We start from the raw sequence: 5,899 nt of genomic DNA, 5'->3' as shown, positions 1-5,899 counted from the left end.
CGTGCGCGAGTCATCGACCGTAAGGATCGTCTTGCCCATGTTACTTGCTCAGCTCTAGTGCGTTCATTAATCCGAGGACCGACGCGGTTTCCCGGAAGGCTTCCGAAGGATTGCTAATCTTGAGCGCAGCGCCCCCCGCCTTGGCGAAGGCCGTCACGCCGGCAACCAGCACCTGAAGGCACGGCGAGGAAACCCGCTGCACCGCCGACGCGTCGACGGTCAGTCCGATTCCGGCGGCCAGGGCCTGTTCAAGTCGCTGCTTCAATGGTCCCGCCTCCGTGAGATCGGCTACAGCGGGCAACGCCACGCTGTCGCTCACGCTATCCCCTGCCTGTTCCATTGCCGACTTTCTCCGTTATTCGTCCACATTCCGTATCAACCCAGTCATCACTTCCGCCATCAGCAGCAGCCGAGAGCCGCCGTTCCGACATGGTCTAACGCAGTGACGGTAAACAATCCGCCCAAGCCGCGGAGTGCCTGCCGCAAAAGAGCCTGCGCTATTTGGAATACCAAGCTGTTAATTTGCCCGACCACTTTCGTTGCCAACTTCTTAACGCCGCTGTTTTGCTCGGTAATCTGCATGGCGATACGTATGTTTCCTTAGAATTCCGTCCAGTCGCCGGCCTGCGGTTCGGCCTCGCGCACGGCCACTGCCGCTCCGCCGCGCGCCCCCGCCCGCGCTTTCGTCGGCACCGCCACCGGCTTCAGCCCGCGCAAACTGACGCCGACATTGAAGTTGGCCACCAATCCCGCGAGATTCTGCGCCTCGCCCGACAGATGATGGGCCGCCGCGGTCGACTGTTCGACCATCGCTGCATTCTGCTGGGTGACCTGATCCATCTGGTTGACTGCCGCATTGACCTCTTCGATGCCGGTCGACTGCTGGCTGGCGGCCTGCGCGATCTCGGTGACGAGTTCGTTGATCTCGACGATCTGCTCGACAATCTGCCGCAGCGCCTCGCCCGACTGGCCGACGAACTTGACGCCAGACTCGACATGCTCGCTCGACGCGCTGATCAGCGATTTGATTTCCTTGGCGGCCTGGCTGGAGCGCTGCGCCAGGGCGCGCACTTCGCTCGCCACCACCGCAAAGCCGCGGCCGGCATCGCCGGCCCGCGCCGCCTCGACGCCGGCGTTGAGTGCCAAAAGATTGGTCTGGAACGCGATCTCGTCGATGACGCCGATGATATCAGTGATCTGCCGCGACGATTGCTCGATCTGCCCCATCGCCGCAATCGTGGATTCGACGATATGGCCGGAAGCCTGCGCCGCATTCTTGGTCTTGGTGACGATCCCGCTCGCCTTGCCGGCGTTGGCCGCCGTCGCCTTGACCGTTGCGGTGATCTCTTCCAGCGCCGCCGCGGTCTGTTCGAGGCTGGCAGCCTGGTTCTCGGTCCGCCGCGACAGATCGTCAGAGGCCTGTTCGATCTCGCGGCCGCCGGTCGAAATCGTGTCGATGCTCTGCACCACGGCGGCGAGCGCCTGCTGCAGCTTCGGCACCGCGGCATTGAAGTCGAGCTTCAGCTTTTCGAGCGGACCGGTGAGTTCAGTGGTGACGCGATGGGTGAGATCGCCGGCCGCGAGTGCGTGCAAGCCGACGCCGACGCTGGCGATGATTGCCTCCGCCTGCCGGGTCTTCTCCGCCTCGATTGCGTTCTGATAGGCAAAGATCGCCAGCTCCATATCGAGCAGAACGGCCTTGTTCAGCGCCTGCAGCGTTCGCCACATCTGGTAGGGATTCCAAAACCAGGTGAGCACCGCGAGCCGGACCAGCCGATTGAGCACGAACTGATAGCCGGCGATGTACCAGCGCGGCTCCAGCCCGATCTTCTTGTGCGCCAAGCCGACGTGAAAGACGCCGACCATATAATCCTTGTCGAAGTGGCCCGAAAACAGCCTTGCCCAGTGCGCGGTCTGCGCACCCTTGAGGCGATTGACGTTGCCCGACGTCAGCCGGGCCATTTGCGGTTCGGACTCCACATGGCGGTAGAAGTCATTGAGGATGCCCGGGAGCGCCAGGCGCGCGATGCGCCAGAAGCCGCGCAAACGCCGGCTGGTGGAGGCGTTGATACCGGCATAGCGAAGGCGGGCTTCGATATCGAAGTCCGGCAACTCGAACGAATGATGCATGGTCCCCCAAATATCCCTGTAACTGCCGTCCGGACCCGCATTTCCGGAAAGTCCGCCAATCCAAACGAACGCAACCCGTCCGTACCGGGACCAAACTGCTCCGCTTGGATTTACAATCCGTGTAAAGATGGCGGGCCGATCGCATTTTTTGAATCGAATTTCGCCAAATCCATCAATCACATCCTGAAGGCCGCACGCACCTATCGCTGTGGTTGCTATGCGCGCTGGTCGCGGTCGTTAACGCGATACTGCCGACTTGTCCGCGTGGGCGCCGCCGAACCCTCGGTACAAGTGAAAGTACTGATGCGGCCAAAGGCGACAAATGCGGTGCCGATAGCGTCCAATTAACCAACGCCCACCTAGCCTCTTCGCATGCCAAAGGGCCGCATCAATCGCGGCTGCAGCGAGGACCACCCAATGAAGACCATCACAAAAATCATGGCTGCGGCGTTTCTCGCAGGCAGTTCGGCATCCGCCCTGGCGGCGACGCCCGATGCGCGCCTGCAGGCGCTGCAGGACCAGATCAGTCAGCTCAGCAAACAAGTGGACGCCCTGAAGGCGGACGCCGAAAAGCAGGAAGCGGCGATCCATCAGCAGCAGCAGGACGACGCCAAGGCCCGCGCCGACGATGCCAAGAAGCAGGCGGCGACCGTGGCCGCACTCGCCAGCGCGCCGAAGCCCGGCATCGCCAACGGCCGGCTCTCGATCACATCGGCCGACGGCAATTTCAGCGCCACGCTGCGCGCCTTGCTGCAGGCCGACATGGGCTATTACATGCAGGGCGGCGGCGCCAACACGCTGCCGGCAACCTACGGCCCAGACCTGTCGAGCGGCGCCAATCTCCGCCGCGTCTTCCTTGGCCTGCAAGGCAAGGTGTTCGGCGACTTCTCCTATTACTTCCTCTACGACTTCGGCGGCGCCACGACCGAAACGCAGGGCCACATCCTCTACGCCTACATGCAGTACGACGGACTGGCACCGTGGGCCGTGCGCGTCGGCGCCTTCCCGCCGCCGATCAACCTCGAAGACTCGACGGCCTCCGCCGACCTGATGTTCTTCGAGCGCAATTCGCCCTCCAACCTGCAGCGCAATATCGCCGGGTCGGAAGGACGCGATGCCATCAGCATCATCTATGCCGGCGACCGCATGTTCGGCGCGCTGTCGCTGACCGGCAACAAGATCCAGGACGGCGCCAAGGCGCTGCAGGTCGGCTCGACCGCGCCGGCGGCGAATTATGACGAGCAGACCGCAGTGGTCGGACGCGTCGCCTATATGCCGATTTCCGAAAGCAACGCGCATTGGATCATCGGCGCCAACGGGCTGCAGGTGTTCAAGCTGCCCGATCTCACCGCCAGCGGCGCCGTCAATCTTTCCACCACGCCCGGCGCCACCGCCAAGAGCAGCTACTCGCTCGGCGACGTGCCGGAGTTCTCGGTCGACTCCAACGGCATTCAGCTGGTTTCGACCGGCGCGCTGGCGGCCAGCCATGTCACCAGCTGGGGCGTCGAGACTGCCGGCAATTACGAAAACTTCTACGCCCAGGCCGGCTACTACAACTACGCCGTCAAGCGCTCACCGGTCGCCTACACCGTGTTCAGCGGCGTCGGCACCTCGGCAACGCAGATCGTGCAGCCGTCGAGCAATTCCTTCAGCGGCTGGTATCTGCAGGGCAGCTGGATCATGACCGGCGAGGCCCGCGGCTATAATCCGGCGACCGCTTCGTTCACCGCACCGAAACCGGCGAAGAACTTCTCAATCAAGGACGGCACCTGGGGCGCCTTCGAATTCGTGGCGCGCTATTCCGACCTCAACCTCAACAGCCATACCGGCGATGCCACCGACCTCGTCACCGCCTGGACCGCCTCGAGCAAGACCTACACCTACTACAACACGGTGCGCGGCGGCGACCAGAAGATCGCGACTTTCGGCATCAACTGGTACATGAACCAGGCGGTGCGCCTGGCGCTCGATTACCAGTACATCGACGTGACGCGGCTGCAGACACCGGCCGCGGTGGCGACCGCGGGAACACCGGCGCTGCCCTCCCTCAACGGCGGCCAGAAGCTGAGCACCATCGCGCTGCGCTTCCAGCTGTCGATTTAAGATTGGCGCGCAACTTTACGGAAAACCGCTTTTCCGGGTTGCGCGCTAAACGCCGAGTTCGGTCAGCAGCCGCTCCACCAGCGAGCGGTAACCGCTGCCGAACAGACGCAAGTGAACCAAGGCCGGCCACAGGCGGTAGATCAAGAGCCGCTCCTCGTGGCCGGCCTGTTTTATTCCGTAGGCGGAGAAGAACGCCGCCGGCGGGGCATCGAACATCTGCAGCATGGCGACATCGACGAGGCCGTCGCCGTAATAGCAGGCCGGATCGATCAGGCCCGCCACGCGGCCGTTCGCCACCATGACATTGCCGCCCCACAAATCGCCATGCAGCAGCGACGGCGCCGGGGCACGCGGCAGGCGGTTGTGAAGATCGGCAGCAAGCGCTTCCAGACGCCGGCCGAGGCCGTTGCCGACATAGGCGGCGCTGTTGACGAGGCGATGCGCGGCCCAGAACGCCGGCCAATCGTCCGCCCACGTATTTTCGATCGCCACCGGGCCGAAGGCGTAATCGCAGGCCCAGCCGTAGCGCGGGCCGCGGGCGGCATGAAGCTGCGCCAGGGTGCGGCCGAGATCGGGCCACGCCGAACCGCCGCTCTCTTCCACCACCGCCAGCACCAGCACCGCGTCATCGACAGCGAGCACCTCGGGCGCGGGCGCGCCGGCCGCCTTGATCGCCTGCAACATCGCCGCTTCGGCGCGCGGCGCGGGACCGGTTTTCACGATCGCCACGCGACCATCGCCGAGCTGCAGCTTGACGAGCTGCGACAGCGAACCGCCGCCAAGCCCGGTGACGCTGGCGATCGTGCCGCCAAGCAACGCCGCGCCGCGCCCGCCAAGGTCCGTCATGATTTCGTCAACGCCTCCACCAGCCCCTTGGCACCGGCGGTGACATCGGCCCAGGTGACCTCGAAATCGGCGAGCGTGCCGTACCACGGATCGGACACCGCCTCGCCCGAACGATCGGGAGCGTGATCGAGCAACAGGCTGAGCTCGGCGCTGGCATCGGCGGGTCGCAGGCGCTGCAGGTCGGAAAAATTCTCGAAATCGAGCGCCACGATGTGCGTGAAGCGGCGAAAATCGGCGGCCGTCACCTTTCGCGCGCGGTAGCCGGAGATGTCGACGCCGTGGCGCTTGGCGGTGGCGATGGCGCGCCGATCGGGCGGCTCACCGGCATGCCAGCCGCCGGTGCCGGCGGAATCGACGTCAACATCAAGCCCGACGCGCGCGGCTTCGGCCCGGAACGCGGCCTCGGCCAGCGGCGAGCGACAGATGGTCCCCAAACACACGAACAACACGGACGGCTTCGACATGGCGCTTCTTTGCTGAGTGGGAGGCCTTCTTAAGCGATTGGGGCACGCGGCGCAAAATGCGCCCCTTTAAATATGCCGAAAGCGGGCCTGATTTTCGCAGGTCCGCTCGTTCGGGGAGTGCCCTCCACAGACGGGGCGCCAGCAGAGCGACCGCTTTCACCCGACCGCTGACAGGCACATTCCATCTGCCCTGTGAGACCCGCACGCACGCGGTTTGTTCAGCCGCGATTGTCTGATACGCGCACGAGCTGCGTATCCTGGGCCAGTTGTGTCTCGTGCTGCTCGGCGGGTCGTGAGAGGCGCGACCTTTCTTCACCGCTCCAGTGTCCGGCATCCTCCATTCCAAACTGCACGTT

The 5,899-nt window shown here is 64.3% G+C and carries 5 protein-coding genes; 1 reads left to right on the top strand and 4 read right to left on the bottom strand.

Annotated features, from left to right (window positions below; genetic code table 11):
* Positions 1-40: 40 nt before the first annotated feature.
* Together AC1P6P_RS18085 and AC1P6P_RS18080 are read right to left on the bottom strand one after the other, a co-directional pair.
* Positions 41-319, bottom strand: coding sequence for an STAS domain-containing protein (locus AC1P6P_RS18085; protein ID WP_481403841.1), 279 nt, complete (start codon positions 317-319; stop codon positions 41-43).
* A gap of 281 nt (positions 320-600) precedes the next feature.
* Positions 601-2,130: a methyl-accepting chemotaxis protein gene (locus tag AC1P6P_RS18080; RefSeq protein WP_481403840.1), complete on the bottom strand. Its 1,530-nt coding sequence runs from the start codon at positions 2,128-2,130 to the stop codon at positions 601-603.
* 417 nt (positions 2,131-2,547) lie between these two features.
* On the opposite strand from AC1P6P_RS18080, the gene AC1P6P_RS18075 reads away from it, so the two are divergent.
* Positions 2,548-4,233, top strand: coding sequence for an OprO/OprP family phosphate-selective porin (locus AC1P6P_RS18075; protein ID WP_481403839.1), 1,686 nt, complete (start codon positions 2,548-2,550; stop codon positions 4,231-4,233).
* Between the two features lie 45 nt (positions 4,234-4,278).
* Here AC1P6P_RS18075 and AC1P6P_RS18070 read toward each other — a convergent pair whose 3' ends face one another.
* Positions 4,279-5,079, bottom strand: coding sequence for a fructosamine kinase family protein (locus AC1P6P_RS18070; protein ID WP_481403838.1), 801 nt, complete (start codon positions 5,077-5,079; stop codon positions 4,279-4,281).
* On the bottom strand, positions 5,076-5,543 hold the full coding sequence (locus AC1P6P_RS18065; RefSeq protein WP_481403837.1) for a low molecular weight protein-tyrosine-phosphatase: 468 nt from the start codon (positions 5,541-5,543) through the stop codon (positions 5,076-5,078). Before AC1P6P_RS18065 ends, AC1P6P_RS18070 begins: the two co-directional genes overlap by 4 nt.
* Positions 5,544-5,899 lie beyond the last annotated feature (356 nt).

It is taken from the genome of Rhizomicrobium sp. (assembly GCF_056722145.1).
The sequence above is the reverse complement of the archived record's forward strand: the minus strand, read 5'-3'. Positions and strand labels throughout refer to the sequence as shown.